Below are 24,784 nucleotides of genomic sequence, written 5' to 3' on the forward strand. Positions count from 1 at the left end.
CAAAGAATGAAAAACAATAGGGCATATCAAAACGTATCCCTTCATAGAAAAAGAACATTGAGATGAGTTTTCTAAAATCGGTTGATGAGATCGGGGAACTCGCAAATTAGAGGTGGAAGGTTAAAGGATTATGATTAATACAACGTATAAACTGATTTCAAAATTGAACCTGAAAAATAGTACCTATGGGCAATATTTTGAAAAGGAACAAATCGATACAGAGCGATTAAAAGTGATGTATTCCATTTACGAGCAGTATTATGAAAATACGAGATTTTCTATTTTCGTAGATGATTTCCAAAATAAAAGTGGCGCGATCTTAATTTTTGACTCTCAAACAGATGAGATTGTCGGTTTCTCTACTGTGGTGGTGCAGCATTTTTACTTAAACGGTAAGGACTACACCGTGTTATTTAGCGGTGATACGGTCATTTTGAAAAAGTTTTGGGGCACGCGTAGTCTGCAAAGTACTATGCTCAAACTGATGATTAAGCTTCGAATCAAATATCCATTTAACGAACTCTATTGGCTCCTCATTTCTAAGGGCTATAAGACCTATCTCTTACTTGCCAATAACTACTATGTCTATTACCCAAATATTAAAGATGAAAACCAGCATCTCTCGGAAGTTGTTGAACACTACTGTGAAAAATTCTTTGGCGAATATTATGACCGTGAAGCGGGACTTTTAAATTTTGGTGATGACTATCAACCATTAAAAGGCGAAGTTGCACCGATTACTGCCGAAATGAGAGAAAAGAACCCTAATATTCATTTTTTTGAACAAAAAAATCCGACATGGAAAGCAGGCACAGAACTGCCTTGTATAGGCCGTCTTGGTTGGAAAGATATAGCTCGTTTCCCCGTAAAGCTGATGACTAAGCCAACCAGTAAAGGAAAGTTTGAAGCATGCGTAACTCATAAAACAAAACGTAGAGAGGCCATCCAATGAAATCTAATGAATGGCTCACTTTAGGTTCACATCTGATTTTAAAAAAATGGTGTGATGCATCTGACCGTAATTTTCAAAAACAATTTAATGCCTTAGAGACCACGCAACGTCAAATTTTGCATTCGATATTACAGACCTCGACCTTTGCTAAAGATAAGAAAGTTCAAAACTATGAGCAGTTTGTAAAATCATTTCCTGCAACACGTTATGGCGCATGGCGAGAAGACATTCAACGTTACCGTGAACAAAAACTTTCACTGTCGAGTAGTAAGCTGGTTCGTTTCCAGCCGACCAGTGGTTCGAGTGAACAAATCAAGTTTATTCCATACACCAAGCTGTTTTTAGATGAACTTGATCATGCGATTGCGCCGTGGATGGCGAGTTTATACCGTAAATGCCCACAGCTCAGTTCCGGCACACATTATTGGTCGGTGTCATGGTTGCCTGAAAGTCAGCGTGAAGTTTTAAAAGATAAAAACTTAAATGATGACAGTGCGCTACTCGGTATAGGTAAGCGAATTTTATCTAAGTTTACCCAAGCGGTTCCAAGTAACGTTGCCTTTGCAGCCAATGCTGACGACGCACTGTTTGCCACCATTTGTTATTTGGTCGCAAACCGTAACTTAGCCATGATTTCTGTATGGAGCCCAACGTTTGCATTGCAATTGCTTGAGCGTTTAGAGTCGATGCAACAGGAAGTTATTGAGGTTTTAGAGACTGGTTTATGGGGACATCGCCAAAGTTCATTAAGAGAAGTAAATGCACCGCATAGTACTGAAAGTGCTCAAGCCTTAATTGACAGTTCAAACGGCGAACAAATCGACTTTAAAAAGCTCTGGCCAAAGTTAAGCTTAGTGTCGAGTTGGGATACCGCCGGTTCAAAAGCTTGGGCCGAAAAATTAAAAGAGAAGTTACCCAGTGTCCAGTTTGAAGGAAAAGGGTTATGGGCGACTGAAGGGGTTGTTACGATTCCCTATAACGACCAATACCCACTGGCGTATCAAAGTCACTTCTACGAATTTGAATATTTAGAAGGCGATAAACAAGGTCAAATCATTCCGTCGTGGCAGCTTAAACAAGGCGATGTGGTCAGCCCGCTCATTACCTCGGGTAATGGCTTACTTCGTTATTGTCTGGATGATTGCTTAAAAGTGACTGGCTTTATAGAGCAAATTCCGTGTTTTGAGTTCCAAGGCCGTCGTTTTGGTGTAGATCTGGTTGGTGAGAAACTCGCACCTGAAACAGCTCAACAGTTGTTGTCACAATTAAATGAAACGGAATCGAAAGCGATTTCTTTACTGGCGATTGATACCCAACAACTGGTTAAACCATTTTATTGCGTGCTTTTTGAAGGTGAAATTCATCACAGCATTAGCAACGAATATATCGACAGTATTTTGCGTCAAAACTTCCATTACGAACTTGCACGTAACTTGGGGCAGCTCGACCAGCCTCAGATTCGCCAAGCCAATAATGGCTGGAATGCCTACAAAAAACTAGTCATGTTTGATGGCATTATTGAAGGCAATATCAAACCTGAGCCACTCAAAAAAGTCACCCTGAATAGTTTGGAACAACTATGAAAGGGATGAAACCATTTAATACTCGGTTTTTAATACTTCGACACGCCTTATATTTAGGCGTGTTGGTTGTGTCGAATACACATGCCATGACGTTAGACGAGGCTTTGTCTGCTAGCTTAAGGCACGAAACTCAGCTTGAAGTCAGCCGTTTAAGCGTGAACCAGTCAACTGCAATGCTTGAACAAGCCAAGCAGCGTGATGGGCTCAAAGTCAATTTAGTCGGCCAACTGGACTATGAAAGAATAGATACGCCTTCACACGTCCTGTTTCCAACCGAAGGAAACCGTAAAGGCAGAAGTTTACAATTGCAGGCAGATTATCCGATTTATACCTCTGGCCGACATCGTTTAGGAGTTGATGTTGCCGAAAGTCAGCTTTCTGCCCAAAACGAAGGTTTGTCAGATCAACGGTCAGAAACTATCTTAAATACGGTCATGGTCTATACCGACGTATTAAAAAAGAAAGCCATTTTAGAACTCAGACAAAAGACCATGGCAAATCTGCAACGGTCTTTATATGAATCGAAGCGCCGTTTTGATGTAGGGATGATTACCCGTGCAGACTTAGCCCAGGTTTTGGCACAAGTCGCGCAAGGCCAAGCCGATATTACACAGGCGCAATCTAATCTGACCGTCAGCGAAGCACAGTTTTACCAAGTAACGGGTACAATACCTGACAACCTTGTTGCGATTAAACAACTACCCGCTATTCCCGCGAGCTTGGATGAAATTTTGGCTCAAACCAAAAACCATCCAGCTTTAATGCGTAGCAAATACGAAAAACAGGCCGCAGAAAAACAATATGCTCTAACCAAACGGGAACTCTGGCCAACGGTGATGTTCACCAGCCGTGCCGGAAAACAAGATGAAGCAAGCTATATTGGTTCGGAAAGTAATAACTACATGGTTGGGGTGCAGTTGAATGTACCGCTCTATGACGATGGTTTAAATCGTGCCAATATCAAAAAAGCACAGGCCGATATAGATTTGGCTACCCAAAAAACGCGAAGTCTTGAACTAGATTTAAATAAGCGAACACGTACCACCTATGCACAGCTTCAAACCATTCGACAAAATAAAGAAGCACTGGCAAATGCGATAGAGGCTGCGTCTATTGCCTTTGTCTACACACGTAAAGAGTTTGATGTGGGCACAAAAACCACGTTTGATTTGCTCAATACCGAGCAAAAGCTACTCGATGTACAAACCCAGAAAACTGTGAATGACCAAGACGAAGTGGTGTTTGTCTATCAGCTACTCGACCAAATGGGACGTTTAAATAACTTGGTCCCCGTACATACCGCACAACAGGTGAATAATGAATGAAAACAAATCCATCACTTGCTGACAATACGCTGATTACCCGTGAAGCCACTTTGGCAGATGATCAGGCTTTAAGAGACTTAATCGCCGTACCGATGACCACCAAAGGCATACAAATTAGCTTTCAGCGCGAACCGAGTTATTTTAGGGCGTCCGACATTGTCTATCGGCATAAACTGCACGTCGTGATTGAAGACCTAGAGAGTCAAAAGAATGTCGCTTGTTATAGCAATGGTTACCGCCCGTGTTATGTCGACCGAGCCATTCAAAATTTAAGATATGCGGGTGATTTACGGGTAGATCATAACTATCGTGGCAAATCACTGGTGAAGGTTTTGGCAAAGCATGTAAAACAGACCATGCATGAACCGAACTATAGCCAAATGATTATTTTTGATGATAACCACGCGGCACGGGCTGCCATCCAAACGGGCAAAACGGGAATGCCCGATTATTATGATGAAGGACTTATAGAAACACTCAGTCTGACGAGTACAGGCGCAAAACGAAAAATCACGGCTTTTTTAAAGCAGACTTCTCAGCAAAGTGACATTCAAGAGATTCGTACATGTGTAGCTGAAGCTCAGCATGTGGAGGCTATGAATCAGTTTATTGCCGACATGGCAGGGTTTTATAACTTTATTCCCGCCTATAACTTTGAAGAACTGGCTCAAGGGCACCAGTATTTTTCAGGAATAAAACTCTCAGACTTTTCACTTTACTTTAAGGGTGAAAAACTGGTGGGCATGTTTGGTTTATGGGATCAGCACAGTATTAAGCAAACTAAAATTTTGCATTACAGTTCAGTTATTGGAATTTTTAGACCCGTTTATAACTTGTTGACACCAATTACTAAGGGCATGCGTTTGCCAAAACTTGGTGACTCTATTCAGTACCATGTGTTACATACGCTTATGTGCCATCCACAAGATTTAGCTTTGCATCACAAAATGCTTGAAGATGCTTATAATAAGTCAAAACAGCAGGGCGTTGGTGTAGTCAGCTTTACGCTTTCACATAAAGACCCGCGTTATCAGTTAAACCAGTTTTATAAAGGTGAGCGCTTAACAGGAATGCATGGTTTTATTAGTTATGAAGGCGACCCAAGACCGCATTTTGATAAAAACCTGATTCCATATTTAGAAGTTGGACGTATTTAACCTTGAGATAGGTTTGCCGTAGATCATAAATGAGCAAAAATTTGCTCAATTCTTAGGAAAGTTAAATAGGATTGAGCAAATATATGCGCAAAATGGTGAATGTTAGCTAGGGCAAGAGTCCTTTTTCATGGTGATTTTGATTATGTTACAAAATCAAGTTAATCGTTTTGTATTTTATAAACCTAGCTAATTCGACCTTATCATTCCAACCTATCTTGCGCCGTTGAAACAATTAGAATGGTTTGAAGGTAATAATCTACCCGTGAGTGATTATTGTCCTTATGCGAGTTATGCGCATTAAAAGCTGCATCATGAAGTTTCACAACTCGAGCGATCGGATTCGAACTACAACGAATTAAATATTCTTCGCGTGTTTCACTTTCCCGTTTAGTTAATGCATCAACGGCATCACGGACTTCTTTTCCAAATAAGCTTTCGATTTTGTCTAGGGTAAGAGGAGTGTCTTCAACGCTATCGTGTAGAAGGGCTGTAATAATATAGACTTCTGAAAATCGATGCTCAATGAGTGAATTAACCACACCTTTAATATGGTAATCAAAGTAATCATGAGGACCATACTTTTGACCTTGATGAGATTCTTTTGACAATTTCTCTGCTAATTCAACTTTATTTTGAGTCATTTTTTGCTCTGATTACTTTAAGTATATGACACGGCCTAATTGGTGAGATAGGTCGCTTAAGTCATAATTTTATACTGAATAGCTACTCATAAAAATACTTCTTAATCAGAGTAATTACTCATTTTTATTTATTCATTCTTAGTTGATATGAACCAATCTAGACTTTAAATTTCTGAAATTTTAAACTTTAACTTAATGATATAAAAGTAGATTGTAAATAATACTTAAGAATTTCCTTAATTATCTAATTAAATGAAAAATAATAACTATTTAAATATTTTATAGCCAATTTCACATTGACACTTCAAATATTGAAGATTACCATTTGCAGGCTGGCCTACATTGCCAGGCAGTTTTGACAGACTGCTATACGACCGCATCAGGATTATTTCTTCTGAGGAATAGTCTTATGTGTAAGCTCCTCGTTCCCTCCCGTAGCGGTAGGACGGGAGAGGGACACCCTCGGGTGTGCTGGCGTCGTACCAGTCTGTCAACCCTCTTTCGTTCTGCCACCATAATTCTTAGGCTCTGGCAGAACTCCATATATAAGGAGTTGGCTTTGCACATCCATTATTTCTTGGTAGCCATTGCCAAAAGCTATAACAACACAGCTTAAAACATTTAACGCAGCTTGATCGCCGTAAGGCTTTTTCAGGCTTTAGCTCGTTATTACTTAAAACTTAGACAACTAAAACTTGAGATGTGCTGCGCACAGTCTTACGGCTTTGCTATGCCTTTTTTCTCCCGAAAGGCAGCAGTTTTTATATCTCATTTATATACAACAATAATTTTTTATAACGGTAAAAATATGCCAAAAATAGTTCTCCCAACACGTGCATTACAAGTCGTAAATAAATCAATTGAGTTATTTCACTACAACGGATTTCATCTGGTCGGCATCGACAGACTTGTGAAAGAGTGTGAAGTTACCAAAGCGACTTTCTATAACTACTTTCACTCTAAAGAACGGTTAATTGAAATCTGCCTAATTGTGCAAAAAGAACGCCTAAAAGAAAAAGTGGTTTCAGTGGTTGAATACGACCGTGACACAAATGCAATGGATAAACTCAAAAAGCTCTATCTTTTACATGCAGACTTAGACGGGCTGTACTACCTATTATTTAAAGCCATTTTTGAAACAAAACTGACGCATCCAAAAGCCTACCGAGTCGCCGTGCGTTATAGAACATGGTTCACCAATGAAATTTATAGCCAGCTTAGAGCACTTAACCCCGATGTTTCCTTTACCGATGCAAAACTATTTTTATATTTAATCGAAGGCGCCATTATTCAGGGCTTAAGTTTGGGTGAGCTTGATGAGAGAGTGGTTGAGGTGTTTTTGAGGGGGAAATTCGGTTCTGTGATTTTATAATATTAACTATTGATCAAACTTAATTCTGATCAATAGTTAATATAGTTAATAAATTCTATTAGTATCGTTTATTAATTTGCTGAAATAATTTAATTTAAATATCTAAGCTTAGTGTTAATCTTAGACTCCTCAATCTTGATATTTTTATCTCTAATATTAAAAATATCTTTTAATGCTAAGGCTGTACTTGCTTTACCACCCAAGTATGATGCTCCTAAGACCAGAATGACATATATTACACATGAAAGAATTTTATAAAATGCATATGTATCCTTATTTATAATTTTACTTGAAATTAATTCTTTAAGGAAAAATACTTCAAATATTATTAATCCCAAATAAATAAATACAGCACAAATAAGTATAGTTATTGAGATTGATCTGATTTTCTTGATCGTTTTTTCTTTAAAGATATACTCTAAATGTGCTTGATTATTTTCAACTACTTGTTTTAGAAAGAAGTAGCTATGGTTTAAATTTGAAAAAACCTTATTGAAGTTCCATAAATTATTAATTCGCTCATTGAACAAGCTATAGTGATATCTAGTAGTTCCTAAAAAATGATTAGTCGCATATTGGAACTGTATAGGTTGCAATAGCTTTTGGCTGAATTTTTTACATAAATCTAAATAATTATCCAACTCTATCTTATCTTTTTCGAAATTTTTCTTCCTCAGTTCAATACGAAATCTTGGTAAAAAAAACCATTTAATAACTGTGCCTAAAAAGCCAAGCCCTAACAAGGCTTCAACAATTAGTTTAACCCACTCCATATGTAACATCCTCTTTATTAACTGGTCTTTATCTAAACAATAAAGTTAAAAAGTATCTAGATAGAAAGGTCAGTATTGCGTCACAATTTGACGTATACCCTTTGGATACATAACTTTTCTTTTATTTTTTTAACAGTCAAAAGGTTTGGTTGGGCACAGATAGGGAATACCATCATGATCAAAAAGTAAAAAAATCTATACTTTAATCATGATGGTATCTAATTGTTATTCCTACAATTTTCGTTATTGCATTATTATTCCAGCTGGAGGAGTTTTTCTCTCTATATTAGATCTAAGTGAACTTCCAATTCCATCACGTCTAAAGTCAAACATATTCATACTAAAAGTATTAAGACTTACTTGATCTTTCCCCTTACTATGAGCAATAAGTTTTTCGTGATGTTCTTTGTACGGAGCCATAGCATAAGAGCCACCAAACGTACCAACATTGACTAATACAACATGCTGATACATATGATAGTGTAAGGCCTGTACCATACTATCAAAAGTGGCTATATCTCGATTAAGCGCAGAAACAATAAAAGCACTAGATTTATTTGTTAAGTCTGCACTTAACTTTATGTCAGTAGAGTCATAGCATATCGCCCCAGTTAACATAAATCCTGGTTTATTAAGGTATTTAGGATGTTGGAGCTCTAATATAAGTTGATAAGGTCTCCATGATTGTACACCTAATTTCTTTTCACCTTTGGTCATATGATGTTTACCCTGAAATCTGATCAGCTCTGTCTGATTACCATTATGTTTTTTGGGTACAATCCAGACAGCTGTATTTATAGTTTTATTATTATCAGTTCTTATAAAACCAAGACCTGAAAAAATGATTGCGTGTGTTTTTCTTGATAGTTGAATAAGAATATCCAAATCATCTTGATGCACGGCTAATTCAGGCCAAATAATTAAATCAGTATTGGAATCACGAATTTTAGTATGATTTTTATCTATTTTTTGTGCTTGAATATGCTGTAATATGAGGGCAGAAACTTCAGCAATATGGCGTCTATGCTTCGTACGGTAATTAGGTTTCTCTAAGTACATATCAGATAATAAATCTATATCAGATGGAAGCTTGGATTGAACCATAACAACTGTTAAATCTTTTTTATCTTCCCATGCAGGCGTTATAAGTTCTGGAAGTGAGGGAATTTGAGATAATTGACAGTAATTAGCTTTTAGTAGAGCAAGGCGATCTTCTAATAGTTTTTTTGTTTTTTTGATATTTAACTCTTCTGGCCATTTATAACCTTGTTCGTTAACACGTATACCAGGCCAACGTAATAGTTTAGAAATAAGCGTTGTTAACCAGCCAGTTACTTGAGCATTAGCACCAATCAATGATTCAGGTGTAGTATACAATCCAATTATTCGTTTCGACTGTGTAGATCTCAATCCTCGATAATATGATCTCCTATTATAGTGTTTACCAAATCCTGTAATATCCTTAGAACCCGCCAATGCAGCACGAATTGTAAAGGCAATTTTTTGCAAAATTCTCTGGTCGTAAGTAATATCAACAATATCTAGTAAATCATCTGATAACATATTCTGAAATACAATTTCTTCAACTATTATCTTATGATCAATATGATTATATTTTGGAGGCTGTGAGTAACCATTTTCGAAAATAATATAAGTCTTTGACAAGTCAATTTGCAGATTAGTTAGATCTATCTCAGAAGAAGGCTTTTTGTCAATTAAACTTAACATTAACTTTATTGCCATTATCTCATTAGAGAATGGATTGTCTGGACGTGTTATAAGCTGAATTATACTTTGCTTACTTTTAATTTTTTCTAGTTCACTTTTAGATGGTTTAATATCCAGATATATTTTTTTAACAATATCTCTTATATAATTATTGTTAATCCAATTGTAATTTAATTTTCTTGCATAAATAATTAAACTTTCTGCTAGCTCGGTATTCTGCACTGATATTGATGTTAATATTTTATGTGGATTCACTTTATTTTCATTGAATAATTCATTTACAGAACGTATTAGAGTCTGATTATCTTCTAATAGTTGATCTGCAATAAGTATACATACAGCTATATCCTCTTCGTTTAGATTCTTATCTATAGTGATATTTCTAAACCCTTTTGCAATTTTGAAAATGAGATCTTGCTCAATATTCCCAGAATTTATTTCTAGTAAAGTGTCTAAGCGAACTAATAATAAAAAGCGAGCTTGATCAACTAAAAAACACCAATCATTATTTCCTTCAGAAATATCTAAATTATGGTTTCTAACAATATCTACGGCTTGTTTTTGGAGAATTTCAAAGAAATTATTTCTATCTGCATGAGCTGGTATTGTGTGAGCATCTTTACAATGAATGATAGTTGCTGCATGACGAAAAACTTCTGCTAACAAGTAGCGCACTACAGCTTTCATTTTTTCATCTAATTCACTTGTAGCATGTTTGTTTAAGATTACTTGAAAATGGTTTAACACAGGTTCAAGTAATTTAGGACTAGGGAAAAGTTCTAATGCTTTTTTAAGCAATAAAGCCAAAGAAGGGTCTTTGCTCCATACAGAAATTAATCGTCTTGCAATACGTTCTTGTAAATAATCCCAATCACCAGGAATTGGTTTACCATATTCATCAATTTCCCGTGATGTAAAATGACGTATTTCACTTAGGTGTCGAGTTAATTGGTTTGTGGCAAAACGGCGTATAGTATCTTCTCTGACATCGAAAATATTATGTTCAATGTTTGCTAATGTATCTAAATTAAATTCATTGCTATTTTGATTTCCAATAGGATCTTGTTTTTCTACAGAAAGTAGAATTTCTAACTCATTAACCAAATCATCCGTTTGTTTAGGGCTCATCGGGCCACTTGTTTTATTCTGAATCTCATTGAGTTGTTTAGAAATCCCTATTTTCTTGCCTCTATAAGCAGAAACTTTCGTTTTTGTCTCGTTTATTTCAATTTCTAATTTGAGATCTACTAAAAAGTTATTTACAAAGTTATGTATTTCATTTTTTAATAAATTTTTTATTGCTATATTATTATCAGAATTAGGTCCAATAATAACAAATCTAAGATCATCTACATATCTACAATAATCGATCAACTTGAAAGGGGAGGTATCTGATTCTGAAGGTACATTAATATAATTATCAAAATATTGTTTAATTTTTTCATCAAAGTCTAATAAATATATATTTGCCAGAAAGCCACCAGCGACTAATCCTTGCGGAATTCCTAGTGGTAGCACATCATCTGAAGAAGCTCTACAAACTTTAAACTGCTCTAAAGCACAATCGCTCCATTGCCATTCAATAAATTGTTTTAATAGATATTCAATATTTTTAATATTCTCACAAGACTTAAAAGAAAGAATCTTATCAACAAGTATATTTCTATTTACCTTATCAAAAAAGCGCTTCAAATCTATTTCAACAATATATACTTCCTCACTTGGTAATTTTTCGGTAATATATTTCTGCGCGAAGTAATAAGGGCGTTGTAAAAAGTTTCGATAATCTTTAAAGTATTTGCTATAAATTGTTGTAGCTCCATAGTTATGTTGTGCTACTCCATTTTCATCATATGTGCAATACAGACGATTACCATAATTAACTATCTGTGGTTTAATTTTTTTATGGATAGTATCCTTCTTCTCGAATTCAGAATCTAAATGTACTTTATTAAATGATAAAGATGGGTTCCCTTGAATTGTTTCTACTTCATTAGCTAGGCACATCATTAATATAGTAAAGAATGTTTGCTCTCTGATACCAATATGGGCTAATGGTCTTAATGTAAAACTCTTTAACTCTTCAGCTGTCTTATACTTAGGACCCCAGTTAGTACCATTTTCTCTATTCTCGAAGCTCCATTCAAAAGATTTCGGTGCAGGCACAAGTTTCAATGGTTCTAATGTATAATCCATTTTTTGTATTTCTTGTGACCATTCCTTACTTTTTTCTACAAAAAACAAAGAAGTTCTATCTAGTTCAAAAATATCAGCATACCAATTTAAAGAACGGATATAGTCTTGTGAGCGTTTCCAAGCTAACGCTATAAGCATAGGATCTGAAATATATTTATCATCAAGAACTATATTTTCAATATCATAAAAACTATTCATTTTGGTTAAAATACCTTATATAAAAATAAATTTACTATGTTTATCGATTAGTAAATTATATATTAATAACTCTTTTAAAATTAACAAACTATCTTATTTATTTAATGTATTAATCATTAGTTGTTTTATTCATATGTTTTTGTCTAAATAATGCTAGTGCTTTCACACCTGGAATATTTTTTTCATCATATCTATGCCAAATCCGAATTAAGAACCATCATAGAAAATTTTATTCAAATAACTTTGAGAAAAAATATGAAAGACATTGAAATTTTAGAGATCAATGAAATTGGTGATTATGAAGAAGGCCTATCACTATTGTTAGAAGATTCTATAAATAGCGGAGCTTCAATAGGTTTTCTGGCTCCTATAGAAAAGAACGAGGTCGTAAATTATTGGCGTGAGGTCAACCATAAAATAGTACAGTGTAATAGCCGCCTATGGATTGCTATTCAACAAAGAAAGATTGTAGGTAGTGTTCAATTGTCTTTGGTGAGTAAAAAGAACGGAATTCATAGGGCAGAAGTTGAAAAACTCATGGTTCTGACAACAGCACGAAAACAAGGAATAGCAACATTACTAATGGATGAATTAGAAAAGTTTTCAAGAGAAAAAGGTCTGCGCTTACTTGTTTTAGATACGCGTGAAGGCGATGTTTCCGAACTTTTGTATAGCAAAATTGGTTTTGTCCGTGTGGGAGTAATTCCAGAATTCGCATTAAGCTCAAATGGCAACTATGACGGCACAGCTATTTATTATAAAAGGTTTGTTTAACTATCGCTAAAGCCTATCTATTTGGAAAGTTCCCCGATTGAGAAACTTTCCAATATTTGGCTTAAAGATGCTTTTGAAAGAACGGAATAATTTTTTCTAAAGCTTGAGCAACAGGTTCAGGTTGGTCATATAAGTCATAATGGCTTGCATCTTTCACCACAAAAAGGTTTTTATCTTTAGAAGCGGCTTTGCTAAATAGCTCATAACCATCACGATAAGAACCGAACCCGCCCGGAATTTCACCAATCACAATTTGTAATGGTTGGGTGAGTAGGTGCTCTGCCAAATGAAATGCATCGAACCCAACAGCAGCGGCTAAACTTGAAAAGCGAAGTTTATTTGGTGAACCTTCTGCCTGACCACGCGGGGTTTTGTAGTAATCAATCGCTTCTTTAATATCAATATCATTGATTCCAGCTTGTTCACGCTCTTGTTGTGAGTTTGGAATGTACTGAGTAATAAATGATTCAGCACCACGCGCTTCGGCAGTACGCTGTGCTGCAATGACTTCTAAAGTTTTAATAGCTGCTTCAGGTGTTTGGTCACCTTCACGCATGAGACGACCATAATTTGCACCCACAACAGTCGCCACCGCTTTAAAACGGCGTTCAGTCATAGCCGCATTGACAGCATAACCACCGCCACCACACACACCTAATACACCAATACGGTTTTCATCAACATAATTAAGCGTTGTTAAATAGTCCACTGCACAGCGGAAATCTTCTACACGTGTTGCAGGGTCTTCAAGAAAGCGAGGTTCTCCACCGCTAGCACCTTGATACGATGCATCAAATGCTAAAGTTATAAAACCAGCTTCAGTCAGTTTTTCACCATAGATTGAGCCGGCAGTTTGCTCTTTACAACTACTAATTGGATGCGCACATACAATCGCTGCATATGTTTTGTTTTCATCGAAATCCTTTGGAAAACGAATAGTTGCAGAAACATCGATATTTTTATTTTTGAAAGTTACAGTTTTCATCATCTTCTCTCCGAAAGAGGAACTAGGTCGATGAAATTAATATAACCGTGGTGATTTATTATGATAATCCACTATAATCAGATAGCACTTATATTGAATACTTATAAATAATGAAAGAAAATTTAAACGATTTGCACACTTTTATGGTCGTTGCTCAAGAACGAAGTTTCACGCGGGCGGCTGCAAAACTCAGGACATCCCAGTCAGCAATTAGCCAAACACTCCGCAACTTAGAAGACCGAATTGGCATAAAACTATTATCACGAACCACCAGAAGCGTAGCGCCTACAGAAGCAGGTGAATATCTACTCAATTTGCTTCAGCCGGCAATACAAGAAATAGAACATGGCATCAATCAAATTAGTGCTTTAAAAAATGATCCAGCAGGAACATTACGTATCAGTGCCGATGAATATGGAATCCAAAGTGTTATATGGCCAGCAGTTAAAAAAGTCATCCAACAATTTCCTAAAATTTCAGTAGAGATCATCTCTGACTATGGACTTGTCGATATTGTAGAAGGGCGTTTTGATGCAGGACTTAGAAGAGGCGGTTTAGTTTCTAAAGATATGATCGCTTTACAAGTGAGTGAGCCAATCCAAATGTTAACGGTTGCTACCAAAGAATATTTGGCTCGTTATGGTCACCCCAAGCAACCAAAAGATTTAGTTGAACATCAGTGTATTAATTTAAGATTACCCACGCATGGTGAACTCTATCGTTGGCAATTTACCAAACAAGGTAAAACTCAAACAGTTACCGTTAACGCTAAAGTTGTTTTTACAACCTTATCTCCAGTGCTTCAAGCAGCAAGGAGCGGTGTAGGAATCGCTTATTTACCTATTGATATGGTTCAGCCTTATATTGAAAGTGGTGAATTAGAAGAAACACTTAAAGACTGGCGACATAGCTATGAGCCTTATCACTTGTATTATCCACATAGACGTGAGCAAGCACCTTTATTAAATATCTTAATCGATGCGTTAAAAGAAAATTTTAGTAAGCCATATGATGATAGAAAAATTAATTAGGACTACATTTAAAGAATAGCTGCACATATATTATTTTCTTAATTTTTATAGGGTTTTATAGTATTTTTTTATTAAATTTCAATTGGATACTTAATTTTTGAAATATTGGGATATAGGTTAGTCAATCTAAGTTTTTGTCGTTTAAAAGGTGATTTAAGAAAAGAAATCTTAAGAAAATTAGTAGCAGCAAAATACATGGGTAAAGGTCATGCACAGTTAGGGTAAAAATAAAAGCTTAATCACAATGTATAGAAAATTACTTAGAGAAGTATTCTAGCTAAGAGTGGAAATAGGGTTTAGTGCATAAGTAGCCAATAGAAAACTGGCTTAGGCGTTTAGTAAGTTGCTTGAACAACAGATGCAGTTAACCAGGCTAAGTATTCATCACAGTAAAGAATAAGTAGTGAAGCAACAACATAGAGCAGCAAAGCCTAATACATGGTAGGTTTCCAAATCTTCTATTTAACATAATATACATTATGCGAACAGTTATATAATTCATTATTAAGTCCTTGATTCTGTTGCCGTACGTTGAACTGTACTTGTTGCCTCCACAAACAAACATTAGTTATTTTAGGTGCGTATTATGAGGTTTATAAAAAAGACCTTTGTTAAGGTCTTTTTGCACAGCTAAATTAATTTAATCATTTCATTTTGAAGAGTTCCAATAATTGACGTAATTCAACTGTTGAATCCCTCGTTCGACAAACTCAGCATTTTGCCATTGTTTTACATCAACATCACGTTTTATCAGTTTGGCCTTTAATGCAGTCTGTACACCTTCTTGTAGATGCCCTAGATAATATTCATCCAAAAGTGGTGAAAAAACTGTTTTTAAGGCTTTGTCTTGTAGACTCAATGCATAGAGTTCTGTTGGTAATCCTGCATTTTTAGTGACAAGTTGAATGGCATTATCGCGGTTTTCAGGCTGTGAAACCCAATGTGCTGATTGTAAAACCGTATTGACCAATGTTTGGACAATTTCAGGATGTTGCTTAATAAACTCACTACGGCCCACCAAACCTGATTGAATTGTTCCAGCACCATCTTGTCTCTGGCCAGTACTCAGCGGAACCTCTACAATTTTCTGTTGTTTGAGCGCTAGAATTGGCATTAAACCCCAGCTAGCATCAATTTGCTTAGCTGCAAGTGCTGCATTGGCCGCAGCAGGATCTAAATTAATAATGCGGAAATCTTTTTCAGTAAAGCCATATCCCTCATTTCGATTGCTGCATTGAGCGCATTACCAATACCGGGGTAACTGAAAACCACCTCAATAATGAGAGCACCACTCAGCAAAACTCGTATGGTCAATGCTGTACCCTGCACCACAGGAACCAATGCATTAGGTAAAACATGTTTCCAAATAATCCGGCGCTCAGGAATACCTCGCAGTCGCGCAGAGGTCACATATTCCGACTCTAACGCATCAATCATGGAACCACGCACTAAACGCATCAGATATGGAATGAGTGATAAAGCTAAAGTTAAAATTGGTAAAATTAAAAACTCTAGTTGGCTATAAGGAGACTCATTAGGAATCAGTAACGAGGCCGCTGGCAATATGTGTAAAACCGATGTTGAAAAAAACATTATTAACCAAATCGCAATAACAAACCCCGGCACCGCTTTAAACACAATAGAGCTAGAGACAATAATACGATCGAGTTTGCTATCGCGATGAAGCGAGAGCCACACACCTAACACGACTGAAATCGGTACAGTAACGACAATCACGAGGCTCGTGAGTGCAACTGTATTACCAAAATAATTCTGAATAATTTGTAAAACAGGCACATTGGAATCAATCGAGCGTCCAAAATTACCTTGCAACAATTGACTCAACCAATGCCAGTATTGAAGCAATATCGGATCATTTAATCCCAATTGTTCACGAAGTATTTGTACCGTCGCTTCAGGTGCTTCTGGTCCTAAAATGACGCGAGCCGGGTCAGATGGAAGCGCTTGTGTAGCAATAAAAACAATAAGACTAATAACAAATACAACCAATACCCCTGACACCAAACGTGTCAAAAACCAAGGTAACCATGCAGGAAATTCAAATGACTTGGCAATTGTTGGTTGTTGAATAGATGCTTCTATTTTGCTGGATTGAATTGTCATATTGGTTACCCTCTACGCCAGAATTCATCTGTACGCCACGCAGCAAAACCAGTGCGATCAGGCGTTACACCACCAATTTGGTTCGAATGTGCATCAAGGACATTATTAAAGCCCCAAATGAGTAAACCACCTTGCTCATGTTGAATATGCTGTGCTTCATGAACAAGAACTTTTCGTTTTTCCAAATCGGGTTGTTGCAATGCTGCATGCACTAGTTCCGTAAAACGCTCATTCTTAAAACGAGTTTTATTATTTGCCGCACCTGGCCCATCAATTTGCAAGACTGTTAATAAGAAAGGACGTGAAACGTTCGAGCCTGTACTAAATGCCCAATCTTGTTTTACTGCATCCGCAAAAGTAGCAGCTTCAACCTGTTTAACATTAACAATGACACCTGCCTGAGCAGCATGTTGAGCAAAAACTAATGCGGCATTGCTATCGGGGCCTGTATATAAATCAATAGTCAAACTATTATTAAAACCAGCTTCTTTGAGTAGCGATTTTGCTTTATTTAAATCTTGCTTGCGCTGCGCAATACTGTGGTCATATACAGGATCACTAAACGAATAAAGGTCATTTGCAACTCGTCCTTGCCCAGCTAAAGCACGTTTGACCAAATCGTCTCTATTAGCAATCAATCTAAAAGCTTGTCGTACCCGAAGATCATTGAACGGCGCTTTAGCCGTATTCATATCAAATGATTGCCAAGCATCGGTTTCTGATGAAACAAGATTTAGCCGTTTATTAGATTGAATTAAAGAAATATGCTCAGCACTTACTCCAGATGCAATATCAATTTGACCAGATTGCAAAGCAGCAAGACGCCCCGTTTGATCTTTAAAATCAATAATTTCTATTGCATCGGCATAAGGTTGATTTTCTTTCCAGTAATTTTCAAAACGTACAAAACGTGAACGCTGGCCGGGTGTAAAACTTTCAAGCTTAAAGGGACCAGCACCAACTACATTTTTAACTGGGTCATAATCTGTAGGAACAATACCACCCCAGCTCATCCATGCTTCTGGTAAAGCAACCAATCCCTTTCCTTGAGAAAAAGGAATTTCAACGGTGTATTCATCGCGCTTTTTAATTGCATCTCTTTGCAAAGAATAAAGATAAGCTGCGAATGGCGAGGCAAGTTTTGGGTCGGTCAAACGGCGTAAAGAGAAAATAACATCATCAGCTGTAATGGTTTTACCGTGGTGAAATTCGAGTCCTTTTTTAAGGCGAATGGTCCATTTCGTTCCGTCATTATTAGGTTCAGCAAATTCAGCAAGGGCAAGTTTTGGCTGAATATCTCTGCCCCATTCCCATAACTTTGCATATAAAGGCCAGCCTCTAAACGCACTAGACATACCAATAGGTTTATGTGCATCTAAATTGCCTGCTTGGTTACCATTGATCACTCCAATTTTGATAACACCACCCTTTTTCGGCGTATCATTTTGGAGTGAAGCGGCAGTGGCGCTTTCAGAAGATGAAGAATCGGGCTTAGAACATCCTATAAGGCTTATTGCAGCCAAAGCACCAACACCTAATCCAGTCTGTTTAATGAGTTCTCTACGTGTAATTTTATTCATGCCTTCTCCCTTAAACCACGACTTCTTGATTCAAGAGGGAATCAATGGATGAATTTTTATTTAGCTTAGGTAACTCAAAACCATGATCTAGCTCTAATAATGGAAACAATAAGTCTGCTACCCGATAGGCTTCTCCAATTAAAGGAAAACCTGACAAGATAAAGGCTGATACACCATAGCTTTCGTATTCTTTAATCCGTTTGGCAATATTTTCAGCACTACCCACTAAGGCAGTTCCTGCGGCTGGGTTTAAAATATCGAAACCAAATAAAGATGGGCCAGTCCAAACATTAGGATAAATTTCAAAATCTTTAGCTTGAGGCAAAACACCTTGACGTAATTGTTCTAAGTTTTTTTGAATAGATGTGTTGTTACTTTGATAACTCTCAAAACTTTCAGTTGGAGGAAGCTGTCGTTTAACAGCTTCGATTGCATAATTTACATCAATCTTGTCAAGTAACGACTGAGCATATTGCCAAGCCTCTTCTTCTGTTTCCCGAACAATAATTTGTAATCGAGTCCCAAATTCTAAAGTTCGGCCAATTTTTGCTGCCTCAGCCGCAACCTTGCTAAACTTTTTTCCAAGTAATGGTGGTGTATTCGCAAAACTTAAATACACATCTAATAATTCAACAGAATGCTGAACGCCTTTGGCAGAAGTTCCTGCTCCCCACAAAGGAACACCCTGCTTTTGAGTTGGACCACGCCATTTGGACATTGGAGATCCACCCTCTAAGCGTGGAGCAATTTGAATAAACTCGCCCTCAAATCCCGAGGTATCACCTAAGTAGTTTTGTTGAAATGCATTCCAGTATTCTTTACTAAAGTCATAACGCTCATCATGAGTATAGTGAATGCCTAAAGCTGCCAAACCCTTATCATTTCCATTGACGACATTAAATAACAAACGCCCTTTAGAAAATGCATCAAAAGTTTGCGCATATTTTGCCAAAACTGCTGGTTGGACTTCTCCAGGATGTTGGGCAACCAGAAACTTTAAACGTTCAGTAAATGGAATTAAACTTGCAGCAACAGCAAGTGTTTCATACTCACTTGTACCCATGAGTGAACCGTAAAAACCAAGTCGATCTGCGGTAATCGCAATCTGTTGCAAGTGTTCATAATCGGTATCCCACCGCCCAGATTCCAACCAAGGATATGGTCCATCTGGAGAAGTGAGATACCATAAAAGTTTTACAGCCATAGTATTCTCGATCTTTATTTTTTAATCTTTATCTAATTCAGGGGAAGTAAACCCAGCGATTTTGCTTTTTCAGTCAATCCGCTCATTTTCCATTGCTGATGTAAAACCCCTTGCCCGTATTCTCGGCTGCCACCGACTAATTCAGCCAGCAGCTGAATTTGAGCACCTTCTTCAAGCAATAAAATAAATTCAGCAGTTTCCTGTAGTCCTTGGCGTCCCCATACAGTTGCTCCACCATTGGCTTCCAAAATGGCCCGATGTTCAATATCAACTTTGAGTTGATCTAAAATAAAATCCACTTCAGCTTGACGGCGATCAATGTAAATCGGCAACTCTTTAAATAAATGGAAGCGCTGAACAGGCACATAGCGGATCGGTAAAGTACGATGGGTTTGAGCCCATGCGCCTAAATTCGGCGCGTGTACATGAGATATTGTGGTGACATCTGCATGTTCTTTAAAAAGCTTGTTATAGCGCCCACCTGCACTTTTTCTTCCCAGCAAAACTTCACCATCAATAGTCTCCACCAATACTTTGCTTTTTTTATCTTTAGACCACGGTCCTGCATAGTTAAAAGTGACTAAGGTATTTTCAGGTCCACGTTCAACAAAATTAACTGTTCCGTTTGCAGTAATTGTTCTTGTTTCACGGAAGACTTCAAAAGCAAATTCAGCTTTTTCACGGTTCAATTCGATAAAGTCATTGAGTTCACGAGACAATGGCGTTTGAATAAGGGTTGTCATGATCAAATCCTCTTTAAAATTTTTTATTTTGACGGCGTTTTAAAACTTCGAGTAAGGGACGATGATCAACCCATGTTTCAATATCGACGTCGCGCTCTAAGAAGCCATGCAACCAAAGAAAATCTTTTTGTTGTTTTAAAAGCTCTAAACGCTCTTCACTTAGTGAGGGATGTAAAGACTTATGAAAATTATTTCGATAGGCTGTCGCAACACTCTCTGCCCCTGCAATCGTTTCATCTTCTAGAATGACCAAGACCTCATCTAAATGATCTTGTGCCCAATCAGCTGTATCAAACAATTCTTCAAGAAAATCGACGACCACATCAAAATGATCTTCTAATAGATCTTCATGGACCGTAATGGGACGAGGTGTGCCGTTATTAACACGAGAAGTCACATCTTCAAATTTATCTAAATCAATTCCAACTTTTAGGCCACGTTTAGTTGCAGCTTCAACAGCAGATGCTCCTTTTACATACACAGCATCAACTTCACCTGTAATTAATGCATCTAGACCTGACCAATACGTACTTGCATCACGATTCTCTTTAGATCCAGCACGCTCAGGTACTTCAATAAAATTCACATCACGGAAAGTGAGATTGGCAAGTTGTAAAGCACCACGAATACCTTGCAATGACATGGCTCTAAAAATGCTGCCAGCACGTTTGTCAGCGTATTCTGGTAAAGCAACTTTCGCATTTTTTAAATGCTCTGGCTGGCTAATATCTGAATCAGGTCGCACAATAATGACTTGCCACTCATCAATCCAGGTCAATCCAATAAGTCGGCTTGGTGCTCCTTCAGAGCGTGCAGCTAATGCAGGTACATTTCCACCTTCTCGGAACAGAGCTGGCAATTGATGATCAAAATGATGAACTGATAAACCTTTTCGTGCATCTTGTAAGACGGCAACATCAATGCCGTGCTTTTCAAACTTTTTAACCAAAGTACCGCGTTTTAATGAAATACCTGTTGCTGTAGGTACTGGACAACGAGTAACCCAAATTTCAGACAGGATGCTTTTTACAAATTCTTCAGAATTTTCTTTTTTATCTACTACAAGTGACATACGGATTCCTTAGGATAATTCCACTTTCATCACTTACATTGAGCAGCTTTTATGCCAATTTAATTTATTGTTTATTTTCAGTTGTTTATGAAAGTATAGCAGGATTGGAAATGTTTATATTTCATCATTTTTCAAGGCTAGTGTTGTTTTATCAACAATTATTTTAGACAAATATAACTTTCTATATATTTGTTATAACCACTTTTTAATTCAATGATTTTTTTAGGATGCCAGAACACTATCTTCTAGATATAAGTATCAGAAAACTAAGGATTCAATGTTTATATATAAAAACACATCAGTTATCTCATCTCACTAATACTATGGACTGAAATCAATTCTACATAGGCTTCATTAAAAATATCCTTATATTACTGCTCATTAAGGTAACAAGTTCAGTTAAAAAAAAATTAACTCAACTTGTTACCTTATTACTTAAGTTATTGAATTTTATAAGACCAAAAAGGAACAAGTTGAGTTAAACATACGTTAGTTTTTCTTTAAGAATATCCTTGTAGCTCTGTAGCTCTGTAGCTCTATTGATAGCAACATCCATATTTACTTTCCGCAATTCATTTTCTTAAAATAAAATTTTTTGATTCAAATAATAGTTATAGCAACTTAAGGAAAAAATGATATTTCTCAGTTTTGAATTATTCTTTTGCTGTTCTCTAGCTTGTAATTTATTTGATTTGAAAAATATTTTAGTGATTAAATTTTATTTCATTATTTCTATGCGTTCTAATGTTTGAGATAAAAATAAGTATTAATTTATTTGAGACTTCTGACTGTAATTTAATTAATGATAGTAATTTATTTTATATTTACTTGGATAATAGCGATGCAAGTCGCACTTTTGCTGTATTTGGCAACTTGTTTGTCAGTAATGCTATTGCAATATAAAAAATTAAAAATAAACCATATATTAATTACCCAATGATATAATATGCTTATCAAATTTTTATCTGTTTTAACTCTATAAATATCAACAATTTGATAATTTTTTTTGTGAGAATATCTATATTTTATTTACTAATATAGATTTAAGAAATTTTAACTATTACATTATTTGAAATAGTTAATGTGATTTACATCACGCGAAAATTGACAAATTTTTATTACCTTTAAATTAATAATTGTTTTTAAATTAAAAATATTGTATCAAATAGATATAAACTATTTTATAAATAGGTATATAAAATGAAAAATAATATTTTTAAACTTGTTGTTTTGATGGTGCTTTCCACTTCCCCACTATTTTGTTATGCAAGTAACACAATAATGATAAGAGGAAATATTGTTGAAGATACATGTTCAAGAGAACATAGTGAGATAGAATGTGTTGAGGTAAATAATTTAAATACTAAACTTGATAGTGAATACTTAAATAAAGATAGTCTTTTTAAATTAACTCAACATACCGAGAAAATGGACACTAGCATTGAAAGCATAGGTTCAAATCACAAGATTGTGCTTATCAATTATCACTAACTTACAACTATAGTATTTGAGCTTATTTTATAAGTTTAGATAAAAGAGTGATTTGTCGACTTGATCGCATTTTTGATGAATTGATAGGCGAATCGCTCTTTTTTCATAAAAAATGACTATTTGTATGTTTTTTCTGTATACATATACATAATTTATTCTATATAATTGTATTCTAAGAATTTAAGCTTATTTTTCACATAATTTGTTTAATTCTTTTCTATTTACTTCGTGTTCTTATGTAACTTACTTTTTTCTTAAGTACCTCATTTTCATAAAACAAAAAAGCCTTTATAAACAGCTATATAAGCTGTAATTACTCGTTCTACATCCCAAATGATGAATGTGATAAAATTAAAATTATGGAAAAATAATGTGATGTGGTTTGCATTTTGTTTAAGAAGTGTTAATATCGCCGCATTACTTTTCAAGATGTCAAACACTGGAAAAGTAAGGAATTAAACTTTTATCCAGACTTTTGAGAAAACACTATGAAAAAACTTGCTTTGATCGCTGCTCTTTCGGTTGTAGGGATTGCGAATGCTCAAGCTGCTGATGGTACAATTACAATTAATGGTTTAGTTACAGACAAAACTTGTGACATCGTTACCCCTGCTGGTAAAGACTTCACAGTTACTCTTCCAACTGTTTCTAAACAAACTTTAGCTGTTGCTGGGGATGTTGCTGGTCGTACTCCTTTCCAAATCAACTTAGCTAACTGTTCACAAGGTAAAGTAGCTACTTACTTCGAACCAGGTGCAACTGTTGACTTCAACACTGGTCGTTTACTTAACCAAGACGCTACTGGTGCTAAAAACGTTAACGTTCAACTTTTAGGTAGCAACAATAACTTCATCCCAGTTCTTGCTGCGGGTGCAAACGGTGCTCAAGCTAACTCTCAATGGGTTGACGTAGCTGAAGGCGCAAGTGCTGACCTTAACTACTATGCTGAATACTATGCAACTGGCGCTTCTACTGCTGGTAAAGTAACTACTTCTGTTCAATACACAATTATCTATCAATAATTAATTGATAGCGGGGTTTCTATGTCCGCATGGAAACCCTGTTTTGTGTAACACTTTCCTGAATCTTTCTTGGTTGAGAACTCGAAAAATGAAATTGAACAGTTATAATTTTTTGTTAAGTTTGGCATTGGCTTCGACAGTTGTCGCACCTGCTACTCAAGCAGAAATTGTAATTCATGGCACCCGTGTAATTTATCCGTCGGATGCTCGCGAAGTTACGCTACAAGTTAGCAATAACGGTTCAAAGCCAGCACTTGTCCAAGCTTGGATTGATGAAGGTGACCCAAAGAGTACACCGGACCAATCAAAAGTTCCTTTTATGATTGCTCCTCCAATTTCTCGTGTTGAAGCAACGAAAAGTCAGACGCTTCGTATTACCGCTTTGCCCAATGCTTCTCAATTAAATCAGAAGCAAGAAACGGTTTTGTGGTTGAATATTTTAGACATCCCACCTAGACCTACTTCAAAAAGTGAAGATACGACACCTGATAACTTCCTACAACTTGCAATTCGTTCACGGATTAAATTCTTCTACCGTCCTTCATCGATTAAAGAAGACGCGAATTTAGCATCAGATAAGCTTCAATGGGTTAAATCTGGTCAAAGTTTAACGGTAAAAAATCCTACTCCTTTTCATATCACAATGACCTCTGTTTACCAAAAGGCAGGTGATAAAAAAGTTGATTTATTACCTCAAGGGCTCATGATTAAGCCTTTTTCTGAAGCGTCAGTTCAGCTTAAGAATGGCAACCTTCAAGATATGAGTTTTATTAATGTCAATGACTACGGTGGTCGTGTTGAGCACCCGATAAAACTCCAGTAATCAGATTTAT

Annotated in this window: 18 protein-coding genes and 2 pseudogenes; 10 read left to right on the forward strand and 10 right to left on the reverse strand. The window is 36.3% G+C overall.

Annotation, left to right across the window (positions count from 1 at the left end):
* The first annotated feature begins 163 nt into the window (after positions 1–163).
* Genes HLV59_RS09245 through HLV59_RS09260 form a run of 4 tightly spaced genes read left to right on the forward strand, consistent with a single transcriptional unit; the run spans position 164 to position 5,017 of the window.
* The gene (locus HLV59_RS09245; RefSeq protein ID WP_171430605.1) at positions 164–952 is read left to right on the forward strand and encodes a hypothetical protein; all 789 of its coding nucleotides are present in this window, start codon (positions 164–166) and stop codon (positions 950–952) included.
* On the forward strand, positions 949–2,535 hold the full coding sequence (locus tag HLV59_RS09250) for a GH3 family domain-containing protein (protein WP_171429819.1): 1,587 nt from the start codon (positions 949–951) through the stop codon (positions 2,533–2,535). The genes HLV59_RS09245 and HLV59_RS09250 overlap by 4 nt, the downstream gene beginning before the upstream one ends.
* On the forward strand, positions 2,532–3,860 hold the full coding sequence (locus HLV59_RS09255) for a TolC family protein (RefSeq protein WP_216606709.1): 1,329 nt from the start codon (positions 2,532–2,534) through the stop codon (positions 3,858–3,860). Before HLV59_RS09250 ends, HLV59_RS09255 begins: the two co-directional genes overlap by 4 nt.
* On the forward strand, positions 3,857–5,017 hold the full coding sequence (locus HLV59_RS09260) for a hypothetical protein (protein WP_171429820.1): 1,161 nt from the start codon (positions 3,857–3,859) through the stop codon (positions 5,015–5,017). Before HLV59_RS09255 ends, HLV59_RS09260 begins: the two co-directional genes overlap by 4 nt.
* Positions 5,018–5,217: 200 nt before the next feature.
* Here the strand turns inward: HLV59_RS09260 and HLV59_RS09265 are convergent, their stop codons facing one another.
* Entirely contained in the window at positions 5,218–5,658 is a 441-nt protein-coding gene (locus HLV59_RS09265; protein ID WP_171429821.1) for an HD domain-containing protein, read from the reverse strand.
* An 808-nt stretch (positions 5,659–6,466) separates the two neighbouring features.
* Between HLV59_RS09265 and HLV59_RS09270 the strand changes: the two genes are divergently transcribed.
* A complete protein-coding gene (locus HLV59_RS09270) occupies positions 6,467–7,030 on the forward strand; it encodes a TetR/AcrR family transcriptional regulator (protein ID WP_141316846.1) in 564 nt (187 codons plus the stop codon).
* Between the two features lie 89 nt (positions 7,031–7,119).
* Here the strand turns inward: HLV59_RS09270 and HLV59_RS09275 are convergent, their stop codons facing one another.
* Together HLV59_RS09275 and HLV59_RS09280 are read right to left on the reverse strand one after the other, a co-directional pair.
* On the reverse strand, positions 7,120–7,803 hold the full coding sequence (locus tag HLV59_RS09275) for a hypothetical protein (RefSeq protein ID WP_125698721.1): 684 nt from the start codon (positions 7,801–7,803) through the stop codon (positions 7,120–7,122).
* A gap of 243 nt (positions 7,804–8,046) precedes the next feature.
* Entirely contained in the window at positions 8,047–11,925 is a 3,879-nt protein-coding gene (locus HLV59_RS09280; RefSeq protein ID WP_125698722.1) for a reverse transcriptase domain-containing protein, read from the reverse strand.
* Between the two features lie 255 nt (positions 11,926–12,180).
* On the opposite strand from HLV59_RS09280, the gene HLV59_RS09285 reads away from it, so the two are divergent.
* Complete coding sequence (locus HLV59_RS09285; protein ID WP_141316845.1) at positions 12,181–12,699, forward strand: GNAT family N-acetyltransferase; 519 nt, start codon at positions 12,181–12,183, stop codon at positions 12,697–12,699.
* A 61-nt stretch (positions 12,700–12,760) separates the two neighbouring features.
* Here HLV59_RS09285 and HLV59_RS09290 read toward each other — a convergent pair whose 3' ends face one another.
* A complete protein-coding gene (locus tag HLV59_RS09290; RefSeq protein ID WP_171430607.1) occupies positions 12,761–13,684 on the reverse strand; it encodes an alpha/beta hydrolase in 924 nt (307 codons plus the stop codon).
* 110 nt (positions 13,685–13,794) lie between these two features.
* Here HLV59_RS09290 and HLV59_RS09295 point away from each other — a divergent pair, with 110 nt between their 5' ends.
* Positions 13,795–14,715 (forward strand): LysR family transcriptional regulator, encoded by a 921-nt coding sequence (locus HLV59_RS09295; protein ID WP_171429822.1) that lies wholly within the window; start codon positions 13,795–13,797, stop codon positions 14,713–14,715.
* Between the two features lie 649 nt (positions 14,716–15,364).
* Here HLV59_RS09295 and HLV59_RS09300 read toward each other — a convergent pair.
* From HLV59_RS09300 to HLV59_RS09325, 6 genes and pseudogenes are all read right to left on the reverse strand, one after another.
* Positions 15,365–15,934, reverse strand: a pseudogene (locus HLV59_RS09300) (ABC transporter substrate-binding protein); the annotation flags it as partial.
* Positions 15,895–16,839, reverse strand: a pseudogene (locus HLV59_RS09305) (ABC transporter permease); the annotation flags it as partial. The pseudogenes HLV59_RS09300 and HLV59_RS09305, both read right to left, overlap by 40 nt.
* A 5-nt stretch (positions 16,840–16,844) precedes the next feature.
* Positions 16,845–18,419, reverse strand: coding sequence for an ABC transporter substrate-binding protein (locus HLV59_RS09310; RefSeq protein WP_171429823.1), 1,575 nt, complete (start codon positions 18,417–18,419; stop codon positions 16,845–16,847).
* 10 nt (positions 18,420–18,429) lie between these two features.
* Positions 18,430–19,623, reverse strand: coding sequence for an LLM class flavin-dependent oxidoreductase (locus HLV59_RS09315; RefSeq protein WP_171429824.1), 1,194 nt, complete (start codon positions 19,621–19,623; stop codon positions 18,430–18,432).
* 32 nt (positions 19,624–19,655) lie between these two features.
* Positions 19,656–20,366: a class II aldolase/adducin family protein gene (locus HLV59_RS09320; protein WP_000209266.1), complete on the reverse strand. Its 711-nt coding sequence runs from the start codon at positions 20,364–20,366 to the stop codon at positions 19,656–19,658.
* A 13-nt stretch (positions 20,367–20,379) separates the two neighbouring features.
* Complete coding sequence (locus HLV59_RS09325) at positions 20,380–21,438, reverse strand: ABC transporter substrate-binding protein (RefSeq protein WP_171429825.1); 1,059 nt, start codon at positions 21,436–21,438, stop codon at positions 20,380–20,382.
* A gap of 1,200 nt (positions 21,439–22,638) precedes the next feature.
* On the opposite strand from HLV59_RS09325, the gene HLV59_RS09330 reads away from it, so the two are divergent.
* From HLV59_RS09330 to HLV59_RS09340, 3 genes are all read left to right on the forward strand, one after another.
* On the forward strand, positions 22,639–22,929 hold the full coding sequence (locus HLV59_RS09330; protein ID WP_016145265.1) for a hypothetical protein: 291 nt from the start codon (positions 22,639–22,641) through the stop codon (positions 22,927–22,929).
* 488 nt (positions 22,930–23,417) lie between these two features.
* Positions 23,418–23,951, forward strand: coding sequence for a fimbrial protein (locus HLV59_RS09335; RefSeq protein ID WP_000731819.1), 534 nt, complete (start codon positions 23,418–23,420; stop codon positions 23,949–23,951).
* Between the two features lie 88 nt (positions 23,952–24,039).
* Positions 24,040–24,774, forward strand: coding sequence for a fimbrial biogenesis chaperone (locus HLV59_RS09340; RefSeq protein WP_031948324.1), 735 nt, complete (start codon positions 24,040–24,042; stop codon positions 24,772–24,774).
* Positions 24,775–24,784 lie beyond the last annotated feature (10 nt).

The organism is Acinetobacter lactucae (assembly GCF_013122135.1).
Taxonomy (GTDB): Bacteria; Pseudomonadota; Gammaproteobacteria; order Pseudomonadales; family Moraxellaceae; genus Acinetobacter; species Acinetobacter lactucae.